The sequence below is a fragment of the Streptococcus mitis genome (assembly GCF_047460035.1).
Lineage (GTDB): Bacteria > Bacillota > Bacilli > Lactobacillales > Streptococcaceae > Streptococcus > Streptococcus mitis_DW.
On record NZ_JASHHB010000008.1, the window covers coordinates 14,980 to 39,549 of the forward strand.

Here is a 24,570-nt window from a genome sequence, read left to right on the forward strand (position 1 = left end):
TTTTTTTATTTTTAAACTTATAAACAATATAATGATCTTAACTTCACGCAAGGGAAGTTTGGAAATGAGAAATGATTTTTCTCGACAAGTACTATTCTTTCACACCACCGATAGTCAAACCTTTTACAAAGTAGCGTTGGAAGAATGGATACAAAATCGCGATTGGAAGGGTTGCGACCACAACCATGGCCATACGACCTGTTTCTTTTGGAAGAGCAACTCCCAGTTGACCAGATAGGCCGACTGCTTTGGCGATGTAATCCATATTTTGTTGGATTTGCATGAGCAAATATTGCAATGGATACAAGTTGTCACTCTTGATGTAAAGAAGGGCATTGAACCAGTCATTCCAGAAACCAAGAGCTGTCAAGAGCGTGATGGTTGCAATACCTGGTAGTGACAATGGCAAACAGATTTGGAAGAAGATCCGGGCCTCACTAGCACCATCAATACGAGCGGATTCTAGAATAGCTTCTGGAATGGTCTTCTTGAAGAAGGAACGCATCAAGATGATGTTAAATGGTGAGAGAAGCATTGGAACAATCAAAGCCCAAACTGTATCACCAAGTTGAAGTAAACGAGTTACCACGATATAGCCCGGTACCAAACCAGCGTTGAACAACATACTAAGAAGGGCAAAAATCGTAAAGAATCTGCGATACTTAAAGGTTGTCCGTGAAATAGCGTAGGCATAAGTTGTTGTGATAAAAACGTTTGTGATAGTCCCCACCACTGTTACAAAGACTGAGATGAAGAGGGCTTGGAGGATTTTATCCTTAAACTGTGCCAAAAACTCAAAACCGTCTAAGCCAAATTGAGATGGGAAGAAGCTATATCCATTTTGGAGGATACTCTTTTCATCTGTCACCGAAATAACGATAACGAATACAAAGGGTAGGATACAAGAGAGGGCAACCAAACCAGAAATGGTACTAAAGAAGATATCTGCTTTCTTACTGAAGGAGTGAATGCCGACATTATCAATTTTTTCTTTTTTAATTTTCTTTTCTGCCATATTCTCCTCCTTTCTAGAACAAGGCTGAGTTTGGATCAACTCGTCTTGCAAGTAAGTTTGATAGGATAACCAGAATCAAGCCGACTACTGATTGGTAGAGACCTGCTGCTGAAGCCATCCCGATATCCGCTGTCTGAGTCAAACCATTATAAACATATACGTCCAAGACGTTGGTTACGTTATAAAGCTGACCAGCATTGTGGGGAATTTGGTAGAAAAGACCAAAGTCTGCACGGAAGATATTTCCGACTGCAAGGATGGTCAATACGGTTACCAATGGTGTCAACTGCGGAATAGTTACATTGCGAATTCGTTGCCATTTGCTAGCCCCGTCTACTGTTGCTGCTTCGTAGTAGGTTGGATCAATTCCCATGATTGTCGCATAGTACATGACACTGCTATATCCAAAGCCTTTCCAAATACCTAGGAAAAGGAGAAGGTATGGCCAGATGCCCAAATCAGCGTAGAAATTGATTTCCTTCATTCCGATAGACTCTAGGAAATGATTGAAGACCCCTTTATCAATATTTAGGAAGGCATCTGTAAAGAAACTGATGATAACCCAAGACAAGAAGTAAGGGAACAACATGGAAGTTTGGAAGATCTTAACCATTCTCTTAGAACGGAGTTCACTGAGGATGATGGCAATCCCTACTGATACAATCAAGCCAATAAAGATAAAGCCGAGATTGTAGAGTACAGTATTTCGTGTGATAATAAAGGCGTCTTTTGAACTAAACAAGAATCTGAAATTATCGAGTCCGACCCATTTACTATTCACGATACTATCTATAAATCCATTACTGGTCATGTGGTAGTCTTTAAAGGCAACCACGTTTCCAAATACTGGAATGTAGAAGAATAGAATCAACCAGAGTGCCCCTGGCAAAACCATTAAGAGAAAGATCCAGTTGTCTCTCAAGGTTTTTGAAAACTTATTCATAATTTCCTCCCTTTTTTATTTTGATATCCATCTAAAAATTCCTTTTTAGATTTTTGATAACGATTACATTATTAGTATACTCCTATTTGAAGGTTAGGTTAAACTACTAATTATAGAAAAAACTCCACAAATTATTTTATGTGGAGTACTTTTTTAAGAAAGGGATGTTTCACGAGAAACACTCTTCATAAGACACAATGTTCTTGTTTTAGGTCGTGTAGATGGTTGAAGCTGTCGCAATAGTATGCCACTGGTTGGCTGTTGTGGCTGCGAAGTCCTTGTCTGCGTAGAAGTCTGTAAATGGTAAGATTTCCACTTCTAGCTCGTCGATGCGGTCAATCTGACCAGCCAGATAAGCCTCGATACGGCTTTCTGCTCGCTTAATGCGTTGCAAGAGTCCGCCCATGCGGATATCGACCGTATCCAAGCCAAAGACCTTGTTTTCTTTCAGCCATTGGTAGCTAAAGAGGGCATGGAAGTCTTCAATTTGGCTTCTGAGTTCTGGTAATTCTTGTCTGGCGATTTCTTGCAGGCTTTCTTTATCATCCGCTTGATAAGCCTGACGAATGCGCCGTCCCACATCGACTTTGCTACTTAAAATGGAATTCAACTGGGCCTGAGTTTCAAAGAGGTAGGCATAGTTGCCAGCTTTTTCTTTAATGCCAGCAAGCGTCTCAGCAGACTGAGCGAAGTGGGGCTTGTCTTGTTCAGGTGTCATGTGTCGGTCAAGGATCGGACAGAGAACATCCTGATAAAAGACATAGCGGTTGGGATTGATGCCACTGAGATTGTTCGGCAAGTCTGGCAAGAGGTTGGCTAGGTCAATCTGCATAAAGTCCTCAACTGATAGGCCTGTATTGGTCTTGAAGCGAGCAGACAAACGGTCTAGGTTATTGCGGTAGCTGAGTTCTGCCCAGATTTGCAAGCTTGGTAAGATAGAGAACTGGGCTGTTTCCCCACCATTGTCCCCCCAACCTGTCACGATAACTTCTTTGATGTCATTGGCACGACAGGCTTTATTGGCTTCAAGAGCGATGAGACGGCTGAAATGGTTGTTAGGTGTGAAACCAATCCACTTCCAAGCTCCCCCTGCAAAGGCAAGGTCGTGGCTAATCTTGTGGTGATTGCGGAAATTACGATTGTACTTTTCTTCGCTATCCTGGTAATAATCCCAGTAAACCAAGGTCACACGGTCTTTGAGACGGTCTAGGTAGACTCGCGTTTCCTCTGGAATTTCCACGTCACGGTCGTACTGACCATCTGCTGACATAAGTTTAAAGAACATATCGCTCCACATCTGGCAGTGGAAACCATATTTGTCAGCAATATCCAGTACGCGCTCCAAGTGTTGGCACATGAGGAGACTACGATCCACAACACCGTTCAGAATCAAGTAGCGTCCCAAACCAACCAAGTGGGCTTCGTCCATCCCAATATTGACCTTGCGAGTCTTCAGTTTAGATAGAGTAGCAAACATGCCATCAATCAGATTATAAACCTTTTCTTCGCCGATAAGGAGAATGTCCTCTACATCACGGAGCTCCTGCACTTCCTTGACACCCCATTTAACAAAGGCTGACAAGTGGGCCAAGGTCTGAATACAAGGAACAAAAGTCATGTCAAACTGTTGGGCGTAGGCTTCGATTTCCTGCAACTCCTTAGCCGAATAAGCCCCGCGGAAATAACCAAAGTAAGGTTGTCCCTCAATCTGGTAGGTGTCTTCCATGTAGAGCTCAAAGGTTGAGTAGCCCATGAGAGCCAAGACCTCAATCATGTGCTTGGCAGAAGCCACATTCAGCACCGCATTTCGAGAACAGTCAGCCATGTAGGCTAAATCTTCATAAGCCGCCTGCTCCTCAATCTCTATTTTGTCAGCTTCTACTAGAGCCGTTGCCAACAAGGACAAGGCACGATAGAGTTGGTGAGGTTTGCGGTAGGTCAATTGATAGTGACCATCCTCACCCTTGATAGAGATAGAGGCTTGGTCAGACTGAGCGACAGATACTTCCACATCTGGTAAAGAGATGTGCTTTGTCAGCAAGTCTATAGCTGTAGTTTGCTTGGAACTAAGTCCTGTAAATCTTACCATTGATTTTCCTCCTGTAGCCAGTTGACAAGGGCACCGTAGAGATTGGCATCTGCATGATAGGTGCAGGCTTGGATGACAGGTGCGACCGTGTATTCTTCGTAGGTCTCTACAAAGTTATCAACAGCCTTCTTGACACCTTGGATAAAATCTGGATTTTGACTGATAGAGCCTCCCAGACTGATGACATCTGGGTCGATGAGATATTGGATATTGAGCAAGCCTTGCGCCAGATTGCGGTTCATGCGCTCAATGGCTTCTTGGCAAAGAGCATTGCCAGCTGCGGCCTCTTGGTAAATCTTGCGACCGTCCCAATCAGTCTGACCAGACTTTTCAATCACGTATCGTACCATATTCCCAGTTGACGCTAGTTGCGACCAGTTGTTGAGTTTTTCAGCAGGGGCAAGGGTTGTCATGTAGCCAAATTCTCCACCCAAGCCGTGGCGACCTCGGTGAAGTCTGCCATTGATAATCATGGCTCCGCCAATCCCTGTCCCAATCACGACACAGGCTGCATTTTCAAGCTCTGGATGAGCTAGCAGTTCACTAAGTCCAACACAGTTGGCATCATTTTCTAGATGGACAGGAATCTGATAAGAGCTAAGCGCCTCATACCAAGAAAAGCCGTGGATATAAGGGACAGCACTGAAGCCATCAATCACACCTGTTTCTTGATTGACCGCACCTGGAACGCTCATAGCAATCCCGCTGTAATCCTGTTCTGACAATCGCTGGTCTAGCCAAGCTAGTAAATCTTCCAAACTTTCTGGCGTTGGAATGCTTGTCTTATCCAGTATTTTCCCATCAGGAGTCAGACTGGCAAACTTAATTCCAGTCCCTCCGATATCAATCGTTGCAATGGTCATTGTTTTTACCATAAAAAGGGGCGAATCAGCAGTTAGTCCTTACTTTTTCGCCCCTCCTTTCTTTTTATGTTTACTTTTTGAAATTAAATTTCTTCTTTTTTGAGGAATTCTGTACGAATCTCTTGTGGTGAAATGAGTCCTCTATGAACTGGGTATGGTCGTTCAAGTAGGTCAAGGAAGAGATGTTGACTTTCCGGTACACGTACATTTTCACTACACATATTGTAATAACGAAGAACATAGCCTTCTTCATTTTCAGCTACCTTAAAGGCTGTTGGGCAGATTTGCGGTATGCTGAGAACAGAATGGCTCAAGAGGCTACCAGTCGCAGCCACGCTTCCTTCTTGTCTAGCAAGCTGAAGGCTGGTAAACGGTGTCTGCAAGGCTTTAGCACGACGATAGGCTGAAAAGCGTTCTTGGGCTTGGTGGCATTCAAGCGCAAACTCGACTTCAAACTCACGCAAGCATTGTGCTTCTGGTGTTGGGAAGTAACCCCAGTCACCTAGCTCACCTGATGCACGCAAAATAGTCACTGCAATGGTGTCGTCTCCAAGGATTTCGTATTCATTCAATCCCTTGTTGGATACAGTTACACCCTTTTCATCGTCATACAGACTGACAAAGGCTTGTTGGTGTTGAGGATTTTCAGGATTTTCCCATGAAGCAGCTGGTTTGTTTGGTCGTGTCACCACCTCATAGATGCTTTCAGAATCATTGCTTGGACGCGTGTTATGAGTCTTGACCAAGAGACGTATACGGTGGTCTTTGGCAGTGTTAGTAAAGCGAGTCTTGCAACGGATTTGTGGATTATCAACGAAGACAGTCATCTCAGTTTCCAGAGGAATACTTGTTAACTCTTCTGAACGTCCAGCTTCACGCTTCATAAACTCGATGATGCCTTTTTGCTCTTCTTCTAGCTTTTCATCTGCACTGACAGGCACAGTCAATTCATGTTTGAGCAAAATCTTAGCGTAGCGAGCTGTGTTTTCCAAGACCTCGTAGCCCTTAAGCTCTGCATAGATTGGCTCTGTTCCTTTTGGTTGGAAATAGATATACTCGTTTCCGATGTCTCCACGGTCTTCGAAGCGGATAAAGTCTTCATAGGCTTCGTGAGTTGTCTTGTCATAAACTGTGATAGTGTCATCCACACTCACCGTTACAAATGGGGTATCAATCACTCCGTTTTGGTAAATACCGTCGCGGTGTTCTTGTTCTCCTTCCAGCAATTGGAAAGTTGTCCAAGAAAGCGGCGCTAGGTGAACTGGAATGGTCACGCGCACTTGTCGAGCGATACGAGCTTGGCGGAACTTGTCTTTTGGTAAATCGTACTCAAAATTAGCTCCGAGGTCTTCGATTTTAGCCTCTACAGGACGACCATCCAAATCCTCCACACGGTGGCTTGGCAAGGTAAGACCAGCCATCTTCTTGTAACCTTCTGTTGGGTGCAATTCCTTAAAATCACAAGTCGCCACATCAATCACTGTGCTGACAGTATCGACCTTATCATGCAAGCCTGTGTTAATGACAGTAAAGAGATAATCACTTTGAGCCTTAGCTGTAGCGATTTTACCCTTCCATTCGTTAAGAAGATTGCTCTTAACAAAGTTTCCGACTTGATGGACCTTGGCAAAACGTGTCTCCATCTCACGGTGAACTTCGTCCACGCTACAGCCACAGATACTATCATGCGGCGCATTTTGCAAAAGTGTTTTCCAAGCATAGGTCAACTGGTCCTTGTGGTTATGACCCCCAGTGATAATCGTCAAGGGTTCTACAACTTGCTCTAGGAGGTTGCTATTTTCTTGGAAGGCTTGTTTGAGATAAATACGAGATGAAGAAGTGTTGGCAAGTGTGTACCAGCCGTCTGTTTCCTGACTGGTCAACTCACCTGTAACCGTGGATAATTGCTCTGGTAGGGCACTTTCCACGGCTTGGACATATTCATCAAAAGAACTATGAACAAAGGTCACATCTGGGAAGAGTTCATTTGCCACACGAATGGCTTCACTCAAATTTTTCTGGACAGGCTGGTGGTCACAGCCGTTCATCATCAACCACTGGTTGGTCGAAGCGTAGTCACGCACGTCTGCCAGTTTTTGTTTCCAGAAGGTCAAGGCCTCGTCTTTATCAACTGGAATTTCATTCCCATTACTGTACCAGTTGGCAAAGAGGATACCGAGGACACGACTTCCGTCCGCACCCTGCCAGTACATTTCTGAAAACTGGGAAGTAAACTGCTCATCTTCGAGAACTTGGTTGTCAAATCCAATCGGTTTCACACCACGACCAAAGGCTGCCACGTGAATGCCTGATTTTTGAAGGATTTGAGGAGCTTGTCCCATATTTCCAAAAGTATCTGGGAAGTAACCAATCTGGGTTGATTTGCCCCATTTTGCAGCTTCTTGCTGACCAATCAAGGTATTGCGGACATTGGCTTCACTTGAAATCAAGTAGTCATCTTGCAAGATGTAAAAAGGACCAATTTTAAGTTTGCCTTCGTCGATGTAACGTTGGACTTTGTCGCGATTTTCAGGGCGAATCTCCAAGTAGTCATCCAGGACAATGGTTTGACCATCCAAGTGGAAGCTCTTGAACTCAGGGTCATTTTCAAAGAGATCAAAGAGATTGTCAAATAATTCCACCAACTGCATACGGTGGCTTTCAAAAGGCAAGTACCACTCACGGTCCCAGTGACTATGTGAGATAATATGTACGACAACATTTTCCATGAAGTAAAACCTCATTCTAAATTTAAATTTTTATTGTTAACGTTTTAAATGTAAATTTGTGATTCTTTCCAAGAATCAGTTGCGCTAAAGCGTGTTCCTTAGCGAATATCCAAGTAATCCAAGACCAACTCACAGAACATCATGTTAGCCCAAGAGAACCATTCACGTGAGTAGAGAGTTGGGTCGTCCACGTGGAAGCTTTCGTGCATGACTCCTGTACCACCATCGCAAGCAACCAGCTGGTCCAGCAAGAATTTCTTCTCTGCCTTATCTCTTGTTGTCAAGCCTTGGATAGAAAGGGCGATTGGCCAGATATAGCGATAGAAGGTATGAGAACTTCCGAGACCGCTAGCGTATTCTCCTTGGTAGAAGTATGAATTTTCAGGGCTCAGAATGGTACGACGAGTTGCTTGATAGACTTCGTCGTCAATATCGCAGTAGCCCAGATAAGGTGCAGCCAACAAACTTGGTACGTTTGGATCATCCATGATGCTGGCATTTCCTAGACCATCCACTTCAAAGGCATAAATCTTTTCGCCCTTGCTGTTGGTGGTATAAGCATAGTTTTCGATTCCTTCTTGGATTTCAGACTGGAGGGGCTTAGCATCAGCAATAATGCTCTCGCTATCAGCTAGATTCAATTCTGCAAAGATTTCTTGCACATAACCCAAGACTACTACAGCAAACATATTGGACGGAATCAAGTAACTATACTGACAGCAATCATCACTCGGACGAAAGGCTGACCAAGTCATACCTGTCACTGCAAAATCAGGGCCAAAGCCATCATTTACCAGCGTATCTTCCTTACGGTCCGTATCTCGGACAAAACGATAAGGAGAGTTCTTGTGGTCTTGTTCTACCGTCCACAGATGAAGAATTTCCTTAGTAGCTGCGACAAAAGTCTCATCAAACTGACTAGTCTCGCCAGTCTCTTTCCAGAGGAGATAAGCCAACTGCAAAGGATAGCAAAGCGAGTCCACCTCGTACTTACGTTCCCAAATCCAGCCATTAAGGTCGGTATGGTCTGTCTCGTGGTGCCCCTTCCAGTTTTCCTCAATGTTAAAAGAGTTGGCATATGGATCCTTGAGAATCAAGGTCATCTGACGTTTAACCAAACCTGCAATGGTCTGACGCAGGAGGTCATCTCTTTTAGCCACATGCAGGTAGGGTCTGAGTTGGGCTGTCGAATCCCGAAGCCACATGGCAGGAATATCCCCAGTCAAGACAAAAGTTGAACCATCTTCTAGAATTGCAACCGTATTGTCCAAGGTGTCTGTGTAGCAACGCTCGAAAACATCCACCCACTCTGGATGGTCCTTAGCCCGCTCTGCCACTTCATCTAGCCATTCTCTAACAATTTCTTTTGAATAAATCATCGTGCAGTATCCTCTTTCAAACAAGTTTCATTTTCAGTATATAGCTTTTGAGACAGAAAATACATACACAAATGATAGTCATTTTTCTACAAAATAGTTATCTTTGAAACTCCTTTTCTATAGGTTATATTTTTCTGATATAATGTAGAAAAACAGCTAAAGGAAAGACTATGAAACCACTACTTGAAACTATCGATACCCGATTTGGAACTGCCAGCAAGCATGCCTTTTCTCGGGGAAATACCCTGCCATACACAGGCGTGCCTTTTGGGATGAATTACTTTGTACCCCAGACCAGTGACCAGGAGGGCTCTTGGTTTTTCGATCCGCATCTGCCTATCTTTCAGGGGATTCGACTAACCCACCAACCAAGTCCTTGGATTGGGGACTACTCTTGGATCCTTCTGACACCTGTCACAGGTCAACTGGGTGGAGACAGCCTCTTTCACCGCCAGTCTTCCTATGATATCGAAAAAGCTTCTTTCCAACCTCATTATCTGAAAATTTTCTCCCTGCGCTATCAGATTGAAAGCCAGCTCACACCGACTTGCTATGGTGCTTCTATTCGTTTGGAACAAAAGCAAGGCAAAGCCCTCTCTCTATATCTTCACGCAGCAGATGAACTGACCGTGGAGCAAGTAGATAAGCGAATTCTTGCCCTGCGACAAGAAGGTAAAACTGAAACCAACAAAAATCCACTGATACTGTTCACTACCCTGCAAATGAATACGGATATCCTTGCTATCAACCAAGAAGGTGGAGACTGGCGAATTGACTTAGCAGATAGTCATGCTGAAATTCAGCTAGCGACTTCTTTCATCTCGCACTCTCAGGCTCTGCTTAATCTACCTCAAGAAGATTTTGATAACTGTAAAACAAATGCACAAGCGGACTGGGAAAATCTCCTCCATCGTTTTGATGTTATAAAGACAGGAGAGGCTGACCGGACCTTCTTTGATCACTGTCTCTACAGACTCTTCCTCTTTCCTCAGACTTTTTATGAGGTTGATGAATCAGGACAAGCCATCCACATAGATTTGGCTACTGGAACTGTCAAGCCTGGTGTCCTCTTCAGCAACAATGGCTTCTGGGACACCTTCCGCACCACCTTCCCCCTCTTTGCCCTTATCATACCAGAGCATTATCGTCTCTTTTTAGAAGGTTTTCTCAATAGCTACCGCGATACTGGTTTCCTTCCAAAATGGCTAGCTCCAGATGAACGGGGTATGATGCCTGGTACCCTGCTAGATGGCATTATCGCCGATAGCGCCTGCAAGGACATGGCCCCCGACCTAGAAGAAGAATTCCTCCAAGCCATGCTTGAAACAGCCAGCAAAGCCGACTCTCTCGGCATCAATGGTCGTCACGGACTAGCCCAATACCAAGAACTGGGCTACCTCTCTACCGACCACCACGAAAGTGTCAGTCACACCCTTGACTATGCCTATAGCGACTTTTGTATCGCCAGCTGTGCCAAAAAACTAGGGAAAATAAAAATCGCTGAAAACTACAAAGCTGCTTCACAAAATTACCGCCATCTATTTGATGCTGAGACAGGTTACATGCGAGCGCGTGATGGTCAAGGAAACTTCCGCCCTGACTTCTCTCCTTATAATTGGGGACGCGACTATGCCGAATGCTCTGCCATCCAAGCAACTTTAGGTGTCCTCCATGACATCCCAGACTTAATCCAACTTATGGGTGGAAAAGAAGCCTTCAGCAACTATCTTTTGAAAACCTGTCAAGATGCTCCCCTCTTTGAAACAACAGGCTATGGTTACGAGATTCACGAAATGAGCGAAATGGCTACTGCTCCTTTTGGGCAACTCGCCATTTCTAATCAACCGAGCTTCCACATTCCTTATCTATTCCGTTACAGCAACTACCCTGACTACACTGCCCTTCTTATCAAGACTCTCCGTCAGAAGGCCTTTCACTCAAGTTGGGAAGCCTATCCTGGCGATGAAGACAATGGTAGTCTCTCGGCCTGGTACATCTGGTCAGCTCTCGGATTTTATCCGACCTGTCCAGGAAAACCAAGCTATGATCTCGGAATCCCTCTCTTTAATCACCTCCGTATCTACCTAGCTAAAGAAAATAAATGGCTAGATATTCATACTGAGCAAAACCACAGCCACTTCAACTTTGTCAAAGAATGCCGACTGGACACAACTTTAGTATCAACTATTCAACACCAAGACCTCCTAAAAGCTGAGCAACTAACCTTTACACTTAGCTGGTTGCCAAGTCACTAGCTAGTAGACAAAAGAACCTTTGTATCGTGCAAAGGCTCTTTTATTTTATGAAACTTGTACTTGAAGTTGATCAACCAACTGTCCATCAACAGTCAAATTGAGATAGAAATCCAAGGTCTTATCAGCAGCAAAATACAGGGTTGGTAGATGCAAATCTTTTTTGCATTCCCCCACTTGAAATTGAAGGACTTGAATCTCGTCCTGATAGGCAACACCATGGACACCTGTCCCCGGTTGAATAGAAATCTTAGCCTCCAAAGGAATACTACTTTCGCTACGTTCAATCCTAAAATGAAGAGTCTCTCCCTTTGCTACAGCTAAACTTTTTTCTGCAAATGCTAGTCCCTGAACAGCTACTTTTTGTGATAACCTAGGAGTTTTATAGAGGGAAATCTTGGTCAATACAGGCATAGATTGCGCCTCGGTAATCATTACGCGCACCTTTTGCGCCTCTACTAGCGAACCTCGCAAGAGGCGCTTATGACCAATTGTAAAGCCCCTACCAAATTCCTGCCAGACACCATCCACCTCTACTTGTACATGAAAAGCAGCGATTCGTTGCCCTAGCTTCAAATCTTCTCTTAACTCAATTACATCAAAAGTTTTAGGTGACCCTAACTCAAGTTCTAACTGGATTGGCAAGCCTACGTCGCTTGCCCAAGAGCTGGTCTTAAGGCCATCTGTCAAGTGGTGACAGGCAAAGTCTGCGGAAAGAGCAGGACCAGATACCTTAGCTCCCAGAGCAAAATCTTCTTTATAGAGCTCATTGCGATAGGCCGCAAATTCATAGAGGCGTTCAATATCCTTTGCATCAAAGAGCCCATCTTGATCCGGCGGAATATTGAGCAAAAGTGGAGTTCCCCGACCCACCGAGTGAAAGTAGATTTCGACCAACTCCTCAAGAGACTTAGGATCCTGGTCCTCATGGTAAAACCAACCTGGCCGGATGGAAACATCTGCCTCTCCGATTGAAAAAATCGTGCCCGAGGGATCTCCGTGCTGAAGATAGTCCAGCTCTGCTTCTGTTCCTAGTTTGTCAGGATTCACCTTTTGCCATAGGGGATCACCTGCATACCCTCGTTCATTGCCAATCCAGCGGATACTAGTGCCTTCTGTTGAAAAAATCAAGCAATCTCCCTGCAGGTCACGAATGGTTTCAAACCATTTTTCAAATTCATAATTGACCTTTTGAGCGCCCTCTCCTCTGGCACCATCCATCCAGACCTCAGCGAATTTCCCTCCATTGCCATAGGCAGGATTTGATAAGATTTCCTTCAGCTGAGCCAGATAATAGGCATTGTAGTCCGCTTCTCGGTCCACATGATAGAGTGGGCTGTGGGCATCCCACGGTGACAGGTAGACCCCCATATCCATATCAAATTCTGTAGCAGCTTGGGATACTTCAAGGAGCAAGTCCCCCTCTCCACTCCTCCAAGGACTGCTCTTGACCGAATAATCTGTATGAGCCGTCGGATAGAGGACAAAGCCATCGTGGTGCTTAACCACCAAAATCAACTTTTTGAAGCCCGTTTCCTTGAGCACGCGAACCCACTCACGTGCGTCTAACTGTGTCGGGTTAAAGCGTTCAGGATCCTCCTGACCTGTCCCCCATTCCTGGTCATAAAAGGTATTGGGTCCAAAATGGATAAAGGCTGCTAGTTCATCCTCTAGATAAGCTAACTGGACCTGACTAGGCAAAGGTCCATGCGGTTTTATTTCTCTTACCATACTACTTCCTATCTACATTTTTCTTTACTTTTTTTGCATACACTTGCAATTCTGTTAACGCTAGTGGGTTTACCAAGTTTTCAAATCGAAGACGAACAGCATAAGTTTTCACCTTGTCAAATTCAAAACGAAACTCCTCATCCTTGTCGCTTGAAACTTTTCGGATAGCTGATACAGGGCGCCAATTCTTCTCTTGTTTGAGCAAGGAACCCTTATCCAAATGGTTGGGAGTCCGAGGCAAGCTAGGCTCATTCCCTACATAATAATCGATATGGGTAGGATCCACCGCCATGTAGTCTTGATTTTCAACATAATACAAGGTCAGGTTATCCACAAATCGCGGTTTTAAAATCCCTGCATCTCCAAAAAGAATGCCCACACTGGCTTGCTCTGACTTGACAATCCAAGTATTGGCTATCGATTTCTTCCGAGCAATGACCTTGTCATTGAGGTAGGAGGCTGGGTGATTCGGCTCTGAGTGGGAAGTAAAGACCAGAGGCAGATTGGACCCTGTCCATTGATTGGAAATGACTTCTCCATCTACACTGGCATCTGTCACATGAATGGTGACTGTTGCTGGCAACTCACAGCCCGCTACCCGCCCTGTGAGAACGCATTCTCCTACCTGAGCATAGATTTGAGGCTTGAGTTCGTCCCAAGTAACCTTGGCCGTATCTCGTCTGCCATCTGATAAGACTAGCTTGACTCGGTCTGGTAAGTGTGGGGCTTCCTTGACAAGCGTCCAAACCCTTTCAGGCTCAATAGCGCAAATCCCTTGGACACAAACCTGAGCAGAAGCCTTTAAATCCAGACCCTCTAGCTGACCAGATACCGTAAACTCATGAAAGCTTGCCAAATCTTCTTCCGAGATTGCTTCCCAAACAACCTTGACTCGTTTTGCACCCCCGAACTCATAGTCCGCCAAAACTGAAGATGGAAGCTGTGGATAAGTTCCCTTAGCTGTATACAAGCGAAGTGGTCGTACAGAAAGTGCCTGCCCTAGTGAGGTATTTTCTGCGACCTGCAAGTGCATTTGATTGGTCTTCCCTTGATAAAAGGTGCGAATAGCCAAGTCCCCTGCAGACAAGCAATGAAGTACTCCCTGCTTGATAATGGCGTGAGCACTACCACTCGTTTCCCAAATCACTTCACTATTCCCCACCTTGTTCACAGGGTTATCCACAGTTTGTGGATAAAGTCCAATGGCTGGGGAATCCCCTTCTTGTAATCCTGCCTGCTTGTCCACTCGAATCTCAAATAAGCTCTGATTTTTCACTGGCTGGCAAGCCAAAGCCTCTCCCACTAAGAGATCAAAACTTGCTGGCTCTAGTCCTCTGCCACTAGCCTTTACTCTCACTTGACCTACCTGCTCCAAGCTCTGAACCAAAAGTACACCTCTGCCATGAAAGGCTTTCCTCTTAAAACGACCATTTTTCTGAGCCTTGTAACGTTCACGACTGGCCTGCCTACCATTATCCACACCCACAATGCGAGCAGGGCCTTCAATTTCAAAATGAAGCTGATTGGAAGCACTCGGCACCCAATTTCCATCCTTGTCCAATACATCAAAATAGAGATAAAGGAGGTCTTGTCCATCTGGTTTAAGTTGTGTTTTTTCGGCATGAAGCCCAATCTTAGCAAGCTTACCTGCAGTCACCACCCTATCTTCTGCCACAAGCTGACCTTGACAGTCATAGGCTACAGCATGCAATTCTCCTGGTTGATAAGGCAAACGCCATTCGAGATAGAGTTGGCCAGAACCTTCTCCCTCTTGGTATTTTCTGCCATCTGAAGTCCATTTTTCCTGAAAAGTCTTCCTACCTTGAGATTTTCCATTGAGAAATAGCTCTACCGAACTAGCATTTGAATACACCCGAACAGGTATATCCCCATACTTATCCACAACTTGTTGATAACTCTTGTGGATTTCCCAATTCCAATGGGGCAGGATATGAACCATGGGATGCTGATTTAGGTCCAACCACTGACTTTGATAGAGATAATAGTCATTTTTAGGAATCCCTGCCGTGTCCACAATCCCAAAATAGGAACTCTTGACAGGCGTGTCATTTTGATTGTGCCAGGGAGTCGGCTCACCGATATAGTCCACTCCTGTCCAGATAAACTGACCCGCATAGTCTAGCCGATTTCGATCTGCTATCCAAGAAGCCGTCGCCGTCTTCCCCCAAGGAACTCTATCATTGCCATAGTCTGACTGTTCAAAATTCCGCACGCGGCGATTATCTCCAACCCATTCCTTAGCTGGACGAAAATAGCTATCACGTGTTCGGGTAGCCGATGAGGTTTCAGAGCCGTAAAGTCGCCACTTGGGATGTCTTTTGCGAATCGCATCAATATTATCTTCCGAGTAATTTAAGCCCACCACATCCAGAAAATTGGCTATCTTTTCATGACCTCCAGAACCATCGCCAAAGCGGAATTGATCCATTCCCATGGTCACAAAACGACTATCATCAACCTCCTTGACCCTTTCTAGCAAGCGTTTGATAGTCTTCAATGAATGAGCATCACCATTTGCTTCGCTGACTTCATTTCCCAAGGACCACATAAAAATCGCTGGATTGTTCTTGCCACGCTCAATCATAGTACGCAAATCATAATCTGACCAGAAATCGCCTGCTTTCGCTTCTGGATGAGTCGCTTCTTCCTCAAAAAAGCGACCATAATCATATTCTTTCTTACCTCCATACCAGGTATCAAAGGCTTCTTCTTGGATGAGTAGGCCCATTTTGGCAGCTAGATCCAGCAAAATACTACTAGCTGGATTATGCGTGATCCGAATCGCATTGACGCCCATTTCCTTCATCTGGCGCAAGCGTCTCTCGGCAGCTGACCTATTTTCCACAGCTCCCAGCGCTCCATAGTCATGGTGCAGACAAACCCCATGAATCTTCAACCAGCGACCATTTAGAAAGAAACCCTTATCCGATTGCCAATCCATATAGCGGTAACCAAAGGTCTCCTCTTCTTCATTAACCAAAATGCCATTTTTGTAAAGACGAGTCTTCAATTGGTAAAGGTGGGGATGGTCAATATCCCAAAGCAAGGGTTGAAAAATTGATATGGCTTGTTGGAAAGAATATTTGTCCCCAGACTCAATCACTAGAGAGTCTGTTGCCTGCCAGTCTGACAGCTGTTGTCCATCATACCAGATACTCTGTTCTAAATACACCGACACGGACTGAGGTCCATCATTTGAAACCTTGCTTTCAAGCTGGGTTTCCACCCACGATTGTCTTTGCTCCTTGAGCTTGGGACTTACTATCTTAATCCCATATAAATCCAGATGCACCAAATCTGTAATCAACAATTCTACTTCTCGGTAAATACCGCTACCCGAGTACCAACGACTGCTAGGTTGCTGATTGTCCACAAAAACCGCAAGCTGGTTGGCCGTCCCATCATTTCTTAGATAAGGCGTGATATCATAAGAAAAAGGTGTGTAGCCATTGGGATAATAACCCAGCACTTGCCCGTTGATATAGACTTGGGCATTCATGTAAACCCCGTCAAACAACAAACGCACCGATACAAGACTGGCATCTTCTTCCAAGTAAAACTGTGTCCGATACCAGGCCTGACCCCCGTTTAACTGACCACCCTCATTTTGCGCTGGCGAATACTGGTCAAAATCATTGTAAATACTCCAGTCATGTGGCACTTGAATAACCTGCCAATTTTCCCTCTGAAAATCCGACGCCAAGGCCTCTTCCTTCCCCACCTCTTGGTTAAAAAACCAGTGATTTCGTAAAACTTCTTCTCTTCTCATACAAGCATTCCTCTTTAAACGAATCGATATAGTTGACTATAGCACAAAACAAAAGCGCTTTCAAGACTTCCTCCATCACTCCCTAAATACTCAGAAAAGATTCTATAATTTGTAGAGGAGGATTTATTCCTCAAAGCTACAAGGGTAATGCAAAAAGAGCCTGTTGCCAAGCTCTTTAGTCTATTATTTCTTCTCAGCACGTAGAGCTGACAAGATTTGTGTACGAATATCATCCACACCATTTGGCGTATTTGGTAAAAAGATGGTTTGATTTCCTTTAGAGGCAAAGGTATTCAAGGTATCCAAATACTGGTTGGTCAAGAGGATGGACATGATTTGTTCTTCTGTCATGCCAACATTGGCTTCCTTGAGTTCGGTGATAGACTCTGCCAATCCATCCACAATCGCTTTACGCTGTTGGGCAATCCCCACACCATGAAGGCGGTCTTTCTCTGCTTCGGCTTCAGCTGCAGTGACGATTTTAATCTTATCGGCTTCCGCCAATTCTTGCGCTGCGACCCGCTTACGTTGCGCCGCATTGATTTCATTCATGGATTGCTTAACTTCTGCATCTGGTTCGACCTTAGTAATCAAGGTTTTCACGATAATGTAGCCGTAAGTAGTCATTTCTTCTGCTACTTGGTGTTGAACTTCAAGGGCAATCTCATCTTTTTTCTCAAACAATTCATCCAAGGTTAATTTTGGAACAGAAGAGCGAAGAGCGTCTTCGATATAAGATTTAATCTGAGATTCTGGACGCATGAGTTTATAGTAGGCATCTGTCACGCTCTGCTCGTTGACACGGTACTGAGTCGCTACATTCATCATAACGAACACATTGTCCTTGGTCTTAGTCTCAACCACAATATCACTTTGCAACAAGCGCAACTGAATCCGCGCTGCAATCGAGTCAATCCCAAAAGGCAACCGAATATGAATACCGCTATTGGCAACCTTTTGGTATTTCCCAAAGCGTTCAATAATCGCCACCGACTGCTGACGAACCACATAAACTGTACTCAGTGTGACTATCACCAATAGGAGCACACAAACCACCACAAAAATCATCAAAAATGTTGTTATCATCGCGACGACCTCCATCATTATTTTTTTCTGTATTATAGCACATTTAAAGAAGGATGTGCAGTTTTTACTGCGATTTTTCCTGAAATGTCAATAATTAGAGGTGAATTGTCCTATTGTCGTCTAATCTCTTGCTAAAACAACTCTTTATAAAACTCAATCGTTTCTTCTAAGGTTGGCATGAATGGATTTCCTGGTGCGCAGGCATCAATCAAGGCGTTCTTAGAAAGGTATTCAAAGTCGAAATCTTTTTCTTCAATACCAAGTTCAGTCAATTTCTTAGGAATGCCTACTATCTCAGAAAGCTTCTCAATCTCAGCAATTGCATAATCGGCACACTCTTCATCTGATTTACCTTCTACATGAAGTCCCAAGGCCTTGGCAACATTACGGAAAGCTTCTGGTACACGTTTAGCATTTTCACGTTCTATAACTGGTAGCAACATGGCACAACAAACACCGTGTGGCAAGTTATATACTGCGCCGAGTTGGTGAGCCATTGAGTGAACATAGCCCAGACCTGCATTGTTAAAGCTCATACCACCAAGGAAGATGGCATTGACCATACCTTCACGCGCTTCAATATCGTGTCCATTTGCTACAGCACGAGGAAGGTATTCCTTGATAAGCTCAATTGCTCCGATAGATAATTTCTTGGTCACATCATAAGCACCAGGTGTTACCAGAGCTTCAACAGCGTGAGTCAGAGCATCCATACCAGTAGCAGCAGTCAAAGCTTGAGGTTTTGAAATCATCAATTCAGGGTCATTAACAGAGATAAGTGCAAGGCTATTCTTGTCAACCATTACCATCTTAACCTTGCGTTCTTCATCAGTAATCACATAGTTAATGGTAATTTCTGCAGAAGTTCCTGCCGTTGTATTGATAGCCACAACTGGCAAGCCTTTTTTAGCAGACTTATGAAGCCCTTCATAATCCTGTGGTTTTCCACCATTTGTAGCCATGATAGAGATACAACTAGCTGCATCCTGTGGAGACCCACCACCAAGACTGATGATAAAGTCACAGCCATGTTCTTGCAAAGCAGCTACCCCATCTGTGACATTCTTACAAGTAGGGTTTGGCTCTACATCGCTAAAGATGACATATTCGATTCCTTCTGCATCTAGCGGTTTTAAAACCTTAGGCAAAATGTCACTTCCTTCGATGAACTTATCTGTCACCAAAAGCGCCTTTTTATAGCCAAGTTCCTTGATATAAGGACCCACTTCATTTACAACACCTTTTCCAATAAGGTTGACTGCCGGAACATAAAATGTAGCCATATAATTTTCCTCCTGCGCCTTCGCGCTATATATTTAACATCATTATATTACTTTTTGTATTCGTTTTCAATCATTTGTGAAATGTCTAACAAACATTTTTAAAAGGAGTGAAATTTGATTATTATTTATAAGATCCTTTTCAAATATGACACTCTGCTCCTTGAAACAAAATTGCATCTACCAAAGATAACAGCTATAGGCTATCCGCCGACACATGAAATGGGCTACACATCAGCCCCTATTTCAAAAAACCGACTAGCTCCTATGAACTAGTCGGTTTCTCATCAATGCGCCAACATTTCTTGGGCGATTTCTTGTCCAGATAGGTTATCTGGGTAGTAGGTTGGCCAGTTATCCATTTCTTCAAAGAGGGCTTCTTGGCTTGTGCCTCCAAAGAAGATATGGAAATGTTCTGCCTTAACTGGGGCGATATTGTGGTCACTAAACTGAACATACTTGAATTGTCCAGCATCAGCATCTGTGGCTTCAAAGAGGAAGCGCACACCACGATTTCCTTTCTTGTAAGTCAAGATTTTCTTACCAACATACTTGTAAGTATATTTCTTGCTTTGTCCACCTTGAACAAATTCCATAGTGTTATCAGTAATGTTAATCTTAGTCACATCTGTCTGATAGCCTTTTGTATAGTAGGCCTTGTACTCAGCCTGAGTCATCTTACCAGTCAACTTAGCCTTGTAGTCAAAGACTTGGTCAAAGGTTCCATCTTCAAGGAAAGGATAAACTGATTGCCAGTTACCTGCATAGTCACTCAAGGTGCGGTCCTTGACATCTGCATCTTCAAAGTAACCATTTTGAACTGTCTTGGTATCCTCTGCCTTTTCAGGCTCAATTGCTGGGCCTTCTTGGTCCGTTGTTTGTTTCAGAGCCTTGAGGTTTTTCTCCATCACGGAAATGTAGTTTTCTCCAGCCTTGGTGTCCTCTTCTGTCAGACTTTCTAAAGGATTGAGGACATCTGTTTTGACACCTGCCTCTTTTGAAAGTGTGTTAGCAAGGGCTTGTGAAGCATTTTCCTCAAAGTAGATATAGGCAATTTTATTTTTCTTGACGTACTCTGTCAATTCTGCCAAACGAGCAGCTGATGGCTCGGCATCTGGAGAAAGTCCTGAGATAGCGACTTGTTTGAGTCCATAGTCCAAGGCGAGATAGTTAAAGGCTGCGTGTTGCGTTACAAAGCTCTTTTGTTTGGCTTGAGACAAGCCTTCTGCATAAGCCTTATCCAAGGCTTGTAATTTTTCGATATAGGCAGCTGCATTCTTCTCAAAAGTCTCTTTTTTATCAGGATAATCTGCTGACAAGCTGTCACGGATGTGCTCTACTAGTTTAATGGCACGAACTGGTGATAACCAAACATGGGGATCGTACTCATGGTGATGGCCTTCTTCTCCATGGTCATGGTCTCCCTCTTCTTCCTCACCACCTGGCAAAAGCAACATATCGCCTGTCGCCTTGATGGTTTTGACCTTTTTCTTATCCAAGGTATCTAGCAATTTAGGAACCCATGTTTCCATGTTTTCATTTTCATAAACGAAGGTATCTGCATCTTGGATTTTGGCAACTGCCTTGGCAGACGGTTCATATTCATGGGGTTCTGTACCAGCACCGATTAGGAGCTCTACATTAGCCGTATCTCCTGCGACTTGCTTGGTAAATTCATAGACAGGGTAAAAGGTTGTCACAATATTTAGTTTGCCATCTGCCTGCTTTTGATTGGAACAAGCCACTAAAAACAAGGCACATAGACTGGCGAGTAATAAGCTAATTTTTTTCATGTTCATCTCCTATTTGATAAAACGTCTTACTAAACTAATGAGTAAAAAGACAGTTACAAAAATAATGGTAATACTTGCACTTGCAGGTGTTTCTGCATAGTAGGAAATGTAAAGTCCTGCTACCATTCCCAAAAATCCAATAGCACTGGCAAGCAGCATAACCGATTTAAAGTTTTTCCCCAGACGCAGGGCAATACTAGCTGGCAAGACCATAATGGTCGATACCAGAAGAGCTCCCGCAGCTGGAATCATAAGGGCAATGGCCACCCCCGTCACCATGTTAAAAAGAATGGACATGGTACGAACTGGCAAGCCATCCACAAAGGCCGTATCCTCATCAAAGGTCAGGATATACATAGGACGAAGGAAGAGGAAGGTCAAAATCAAGACAACCGCCGCAATGACAAAGAGGGAAATGACCTGCTCTTCGCTAATAGTCACGATTGAGCCGAAAAGGTACTGGTCCAAACTCATAGAACTCGAGCTTTTACCCTTGCTCATGACAATCAGAGAAACAGCCAGACCTGTTGACATGAGGATAGCTGTCCCGATTTCCATAAAGTTCTTGTAAACCGTACGGAGATACTCCAGGAAGACTGCCGCAATCAAGACAATAGCAATAGTAGAAATAGTCGGAGAAATCCCCAGAACCAGACCAAAGGCTACACCCGAAAGCGAGACGTGGCTAAGGGTATCACTCATCAAACTCTGACGACGCAAGATAAGGAAGGTTCCCAATACTGGCGAGAAAAGACTCATAGCAATAACGGCCAGAAAGGCACGCTGCATAAAGTCATAAGATAATAAACTAAGCATGGCCTACCTCCTGATCATTCTCATGAACGTTGAAACAACGCCATGGCGAGTCTTGATTACGGACTAGATGGATATTGCGGTCCGCATAGTCCTTAACTTCTTCAGGGTCATGGGTAATCATCAAAACAGCCTTACCATGATGATGGGCGCTGTGGTGCATGAGTTCGTAAAATTCATTTTTACTTCCTGCATCCATCCCCGTTGTCGGCTCATCTAGAATAAACACATCTGGATCCGAAGCAAACATGCGCGCAATCACCGCTCGCTGCTTTTGTCCTCCAGATAGAGAACCCAAGCGTTTGTCTCGGTGTTCCCACATACCAACTGAGTCCAAACTAGCCTTGATATGCTCCTCATCATGAGCATTCAAACGACGGAACCAACCCTTTCGTGGATAGCGACCCGACTTGACAAATTCATAAACCGTACTTGGAAAACCAGCGTTAAAACTGGCAATCTGTTGAGGAAGGTAAGCTATTCTCAATTTCTTACCCTGCGTATTTGTCTTTGAAATGGTTACCTTACCAATGCGTGGTTGGAGGATTCCAAGACTGGCCTTGATCAGTGTCGTCTTAGCCGCCCCATTTTCCCCTGTCAAGGTAACAAATTCCCCACTATCAACACTATAATTGATATGTTCAAGAACGGGCTCCTTATCATAATAGAAGGATAAATCCTCTACCGTAATATATCTCATTATTTGATTTCTCCTACTAAAGCAGTCAAAAACCGCTGAATAACTTTTTGTTCATTTGGAGTAAACTGAGTCGCCACTTGTTCATAGGTTAAAAGTGTATGCTCATGGTGATGATGGTGCTCCTCAGCGATTGGACGAGCCAAATCAGTCAACTGATAAAAAATCACACGCGCATCCTTAGGATCTTTAGATGTTTCCAACATTCCTTCCTTGACCAAAGACTTAATGGCCTTGGTAACTGCCGCCTGACTGACATTGAGGCGACGGGCCAACTCTGAATTTGTTAAAGATTCCTCTGACAAGAGCATGAGAATGTGCTCCTGAGTATTGGTCAGGGCCACCTCGCTAGTACAATGACCTATTAGGATTTCATGCTGATTTTCCGCCTGCAAAATCACCTCATTTAAAAAGGCATCGATATCCTTCGCTAGCTGTCTCATATCTGACTCCTTTCCTTTTGGACTTCTCTTTATTTTAAGAGAAAAATACTATTCTTTGAAAAATTATTTACTGGTTAATTATATCACAACCAAAAAAAGAGTCAAGAAAAAACGTGAAAACTAGTTTCATCCTTGAACTCTTCTATAATTATGATCTATTGAAATTCCTTGACATCTCCATCATAAGTCGCCCAGTCTTTGCTGAAAAAGCGCTCATTCAGATGGTAAGTCGGAGCTGGTGTGGGATTGGATAGGAAAGGATCAACTGCCTTGTCAAAAGCCAACCAACCCAACCAACCAAGGTGAATGGTATCCTTCATAAAGAAAGGCTCCCCGCCATCCTTAGAAAAATCTGCTATATTGGTAAACCCTTGACTTTCTAACTGATAACGAATCTTTTGCACCGTTTGTTGGTACATATCCTCTCGTAGACCAGCGTAGTCCATCCATTTTTTATTAACAGGCGGAATGATAAAAATTGGGTTGACCTTGGATTTAGAAAACTGTGTCAACACTAACTGCAAGTCATTATATTCTGGCGACTTGAGATAGGTAAAATTTTTCTGAGAATCCTTTAATTTATTCAAATCCTTCTTAATCTGTGTATTATAGAAATAATTCTCCATTCCCAGATCATTATTAGAAGTATTCTTTTCTGCATCTGCTTTGACAACATCTTCTATAGCTTGATAAGAAAACTGATCTGGCAAGGTCTTTAAATACTTAGCTACATGCTTATCGTATTTGAAATAGCCTCTAACCGAAAACTGACCAAAAAAGGAAGCTTGACGTTCATTAAAACGAGCCAATAATTCAATCATTTCATTGTCTGCCGTCGACAATTCTTCTTTACTTGCCAACTTCTGAACCAGGTCCTTCATAGCTACATTTGGAAACTGCTGTAGTAAGCGGGTCGCTGCATATTGACTAGCCTGATCTCCAGATTGATGTTCCAGAAAACTCGTCAACTGATCCCCATTAAAATACTGCTGGAAGGCTGCTGGCTCATAGCCATTTTTACTAAACCACTGGGGCGAGATGACATATACAACTTGTTTATTCTCCAGTTGTGGCAACATCTGTTGCATCCCAAAATACTGGTTGAGCGATGCAGCTCCCCTCTGTCCTAAAAGATAGGGGCGATAAGAGCGGTTGTATTTCTCAGCCAATACCGCAGGATGGGCACCGTCAAAACGAAGCCATTCACTGGACCCTAGAAAAGGAATAAAACGCATATTTGGATCTGTAAGAGCCCTTACTTTTTGGCTTCTCTCTTTAAAACTCTCTACACTAACAGAAGCCGCCGAATATTTCTCCTCCGTCAGATTATGGCTTGTTGTACTTGGATAAAAAAAGATGAGTAGAAGAACCAAAAATCCAGCTATGAAGATGGGCCCGAAAATCATCCATAAGCGTTTAAGCATTTTGTAGCTCCACAATACCAGCTATGATTTTATTGGCTGTATTCCAGTCGTCGCGACCAAACTCTGTTACAGGGACACGAATGTCAAAACGGTTTTCAATCTCCACAATCAACTCAACCGTTCCCATACTATCCAAGACACCGGCATCAAAAAGATCTTCATCCATCATGTCAGAAACATCTTCCATAAACAACTCATCAATAATTTCAATAACTTCTGATTTGATATCCATTTTTTATATCC

The 24,570-nt window shown here is 43.8% G+C and carries 17 protein-coding genes; 1 reads left to right on the top strand and 16 read right to left on the bottom strand.

Annotation, left to right across the window (positions count from 1 at the left end):
- Positions 1-91: 91 nt before the first annotated feature.
- From QM956_RS07610 to QM956_RS07635, 6 genes are all read right to left on the bottom strand, one after another.
- Positions 92-1,015, bottom strand: a complete 924-nt coding sequence (locus QM956_RS07610; RefSeq protein ID WP_000818353.1) for a carbohydrate ABC transporter permease — start codon at positions 1,013-1,015, stop codon at positions 92-94.
- Positions 1,016-1,028: 13 nt separating this feature from the next.
- A complete protein-coding gene (locus tag QM956_RS07615; protein ID WP_001032152.1) occupies positions 1,029-1,958 on the bottom strand; it encodes an ABC transporter permease in 930 nt (309 codons plus the stop codon).
- Positions 1,959-2,166: 208 nt separating this feature from the next.
- A complete protein-coding gene (locus QM956_RS07620; protein ID WP_414302390.1) occupies positions 2,167-4,047 on the bottom strand; it encodes a beta-N-acetylhexosaminidase in 1,881 nt (626 codons plus the stop codon).
- Entirely contained in the window at positions 4,041-4,910 is an 870-nt protein-coding gene (locus QM956_RS07625) for an ROK family protein (protein WP_261009213.1), read from the bottom strand. The genes QM956_RS07620 and QM956_RS07625 overlap by 7 nt, the downstream gene beginning before the upstream one ends.
- Positions 4,911-4,993: 83 nt before the next feature.
- Complete coding sequence (locus tag QM956_RS07630; RefSeq protein WP_261022608.1) at positions 4,994-7,639, bottom strand: alpha-mannosidase; 2,646 nt, start codon at positions 7,637-7,639, stop codon at positions 4,994-4,996.
- A gap of 98 nt (positions 7,640-7,737) precedes the next feature.
- Positions 7,738-9,018 carry a glycoside hydrolase family 125 protein gene (locus QM956_RS07635; RefSeq protein ID WP_261019890.1) on the bottom strand — a complete coding sequence of 427 codons (1,281 nt, stop codon included), beginning with the start codon at positions 9,016-9,018 and terminating at the stop codon, positions 7,738-7,740.
- 170 nt (positions 9,019-9,188) lie between these two features.
- Between QM956_RS07635 and QM956_RS07640 the strand changes: the two genes are divergently transcribed.
- Positions 9,189-11,273 carry a GH92 family glycosyl hydrolase gene (locus QM956_RS07640; RefSeq protein ID WP_261019889.1) on the top strand — a complete coding sequence of 695 codons (2,085 nt, stop codon included), beginning with the start codon at positions 9,189-9,191 and terminating at the stop codon, positions 11,271-11,273.
- 45 nt (positions 11,274-11,318) lie between these two features.
- Here QM956_RS07640 and QM956_RS07645 read toward each other — a convergent pair whose 3' ends face one another.
- From QM956_RS07645 to dltC, 10 genes are all read right to left on the bottom strand, one after another.
- Entirely contained in the window at positions 11,319-13,001 is a 1,683-nt protein-coding gene (locus QM956_RS07645) for an alpha-L-fucosidase (protein WP_261019888.1), read from the bottom strand.
- A gap of 1 nt (position 13,002) precedes the next feature.
- Entirely contained in the window at positions 13,003-16,791 is a 3,789-nt protein-coding gene (locus tag QM956_RS07650) for a glycoside hydrolase family 2 TIM barrel-domain containing protein (RefSeq protein WP_414302391.1), read from the bottom strand.
- Between the two features lie 183 nt (positions 16,792-16,974).
- A complete protein-coding gene (locus QM956_RS07655; protein ID WP_004235732.1) occupies positions 16,975-17,859 on the bottom strand; it encodes an SPFH domain-containing protein in 885 nt (294 codons plus the stop codon).
- Between the two features lie 149 nt (positions 17,860-18,008).
- Positions 18,009-19,160 carry an iron-containing alcohol dehydrogenase gene (locus QM956_RS07660; RefSeq protein ID WP_023947338.1) on the bottom strand — a complete coding sequence of 384 codons (1,152 nt, stop codon included), beginning with the start codon at positions 19,158-19,160 and terminating at the stop codon, positions 18,009-18,011.
- 284 nt (positions 19,161-19,444) lie between these two features.
- Positions 19,445-20,950 carry a zinc ABC transporter substrate-binding lipoprotein AdcA gene (gene adcA, locus QM956_RS07665; RefSeq protein ID WP_049543207.1) on the bottom strand — a complete coding sequence of 502 codons (1,506 nt, stop codon included), beginning with the start codon at positions 20,948-20,950 and terminating at the stop codon, positions 19,445-19,447.
- Positions 20,951-20,959: 9 nt separating this feature from the next.
- Positions 20,960-21,766 carry a metal ABC transporter permease gene (locus tag QM956_RS07670; protein ID WP_045612455.1) on the bottom strand — a complete coding sequence of 269 codons (807 nt, stop codon included), beginning with the start codon at positions 21,764-21,766 and terminating at the stop codon, positions 20,960-20,962.
- Positions 21,759-22,463 carry a metal ABC transporter ATP-binding protein gene (locus QM956_RS07675; protein ID WP_001269496.1) on the bottom strand — a complete coding sequence of 235 codons (705 nt, stop codon included), beginning with the start codon at positions 22,461-22,463 and terminating at the stop codon, positions 21,759-21,761. Before QM956_RS07675 ends, QM956_RS07670 begins: the two co-directional genes overlap by 8 nt.
- On the bottom strand, positions 22,463-22,903 hold the full coding sequence (gene adcR, locus QM956_RS07680) for a zinc-dependent transcriptional regulator AdcR (protein WP_001249308.1): 441 nt from the start codon (positions 22,901-22,903) through the stop codon (positions 22,463-22,465). The genes QM956_RS07675 and adcR overlap by 1 nt, the downstream gene beginning before the upstream one ends.
- Positions 22,904-23,058: 155 nt before the next feature.
- Complete coding sequence (gene dltD, locus QM956_RS07685) at positions 23,059-24,327, bottom strand: D-alanyl-lipoteichoic acid biosynthesis protein DltD (protein ID WP_150922693.1); 1,269 nt, start codon at positions 24,325-24,327, stop codon at positions 23,059-23,061.
- A complete protein-coding gene (gene dltC, locus QM956_RS07690) occupies positions 24,320-24,559 on the bottom strand; it encodes a D-alanine--poly(phosphoribitol) ligase subunit DltC (protein ID WP_000351967.1) in 240 nt (79 codons plus the stop codon). Before dltC ends, dltD begins: the two co-directional genes overlap by 8 nt.
- Between the last annotated feature and the right edge of the window lie 11 nt (positions 24,560-24,570).